3 protein-coding genes are annotated in these 1,519 nt (G+C 67.3%); all 3 read right to left on the bottom strand.

What is annotated here, in order from left to right; all coding sequences use genetic code 11:
• On the bottom strand, positions 1-736 hold a 736-nt coding region (locus VF497_RS17235; protein WP_330891048.1), incomplete at its 3' end, for a ribonuclease E/G.
• Positions 737-822: 86 nt separating this feature from the next.
• A complete protein-coding gene (locus tag VF497_RS17230; protein WP_330891045.1) occupies positions 823-1,410 on the bottom strand; it encodes a Maf family protein in 588 nt (195 codons plus the stop codon).
• Positions 1,411-1,446: 36 nt separating this feature from the next.
• Entirely contained in the window at positions 1,447-1,515 is a 69-nt protein-coding gene (locus tag VF497_RS17225) for a 23S rRNA (pseudouridine(1915)-N(3))-methyltransferase RlmH (RefSeq protein WP_330891050.1), read from the bottom strand.
• Positions 1,516-1,519 lie beyond the last annotated feature (4 nt).

Raw genomic sequence — 1,519 nt, 5'->3', positions numbered from 1 at the left:
GCAGCGCGCGCAGCGGCAGGGCGAGTTCCTCGTAGACGCGTGCGCGCGGCTCGACGCGGCGCATGTTCTCCTGGACCACGCGCCAGACGCGACCGAGGTAGGCGACGTCGTCGGCCAGCGCCTCGCGCGAGGCGCCTTCCGCGTTCGTGCGCACGATGTAGCCGAGCTGCGGGCCGAGAGCCGCGGGTTGGGCGGCGGAAGCGTCGCCGGCAACGGCAACCTCAGGTTGGGTCAGCGCGGCGACCAGTTCCTTCAGGCGCACGCGCTCGGCCTCGTCCTCGATGCGCACCGACACGCCGATCATCTTCGCGTACGGCAGCAGCACGAGGTAGCGCGAAGGAATCGACAGATGTGTCGTCAGGCGCGCGCCCTTGCTGCCGATCGGGTCCTTGACCACCTGGACGATGATGTCCTGGCCTTCGTGCACGAGTTCGCTGATCGGCGGTGTCGGCAACGCGACAACCTCGCCGTTCTCGCCTTCGTGGCCGTCGCCGTTGGCTGCCGGCGCGGAGCGGACGATGTCGTTGGCGTGCAGGAACGCGGCACGCTCCAGCCCCACCTCGACGAAGGCCGCCTGCATGCCAGGCATCACCCGGCTGACGCGGCCACGATAGATGTTGCCGACGTAGCCACGCTTGAGCGCGCGCTCGACATGCACTTCCTGCAGCACGCCGTTTTCCACCACGCCGACGCGGGTTTCGCGTGGGGTGACGTTGATCAGGATTTCCTCAGACAAGGCCGCAGCTTCCGCAATTTTTCTCAGCGTGTTTATAGCTTGGCGGGGCGGGGCTTGTCGATCTTGCGCGCGACCCGAAAGTAGCGTCAGCCGACGGATATCCCAAAGCGGCCCAGCAAGACGCTTGTTTCGAACAGCGGCAGGCCCATCACGCCCGAATAACTGCCGTCGATACGGCTGACGAAGGCGGCGGCGCGGCCCTGGATCGCATAGGCGCCCGCGCGTCCCATCGGCTCGCCGCTGGCGACGTAGGCAGCGATCGACGCCCCGTCGAGGTCGGCGAACGTGACCTGTGTATGCGAGATCGCGTGATCCTCGCGCCCCGCGCTGACCAGCCAGACCGCGGAGATCACCTCGTGGCTGCGGCCGGACAGCTTGCGCAGCATCGCGACCGCGTGCTCGCGGTCCGCGGGCTTGCCGAACACTTCATCGTCGAGCACGACCTCGGTGTCGCCGCCGAGCACGATGGCCTGATTCAAATCAATACCGCTCACCCCGGAAAGTTTCAGCAGCCCCGCGCCGGCCTTCTCGCGCGCGACGCGGCTGACATAGTCCACTGGCGGCTCGCCCGGTGCGCGCACTTCGGGCAGGTCGAGTTGCACCGTGCCGAAGCGCACGCCGATCTGTTCGAGCAGTTCGCGGCGGCGCGGGGATTGCGAAGCAAGATAGAGCATGCCGCCAATTCTAGCCGACGCGGCGGAAATGAATCCTCAAGCGCGATGGTACGGATGATTGCCGAGCAGGCTCACCGCGCGATAGAGCTGCTCGGCGAGGACGATGCGC

The organism is Rudaea sp., assembly GCF_036383415.1.
Lineage (GTDB): Bacteria > Pseudomonadota > Gammaproteobacteria > Xanthomonadales > Rhodanobacteraceae > Rudaea.
This window is presented reverse-complemented; position numbering and strand designations above follow the sequence as displayed.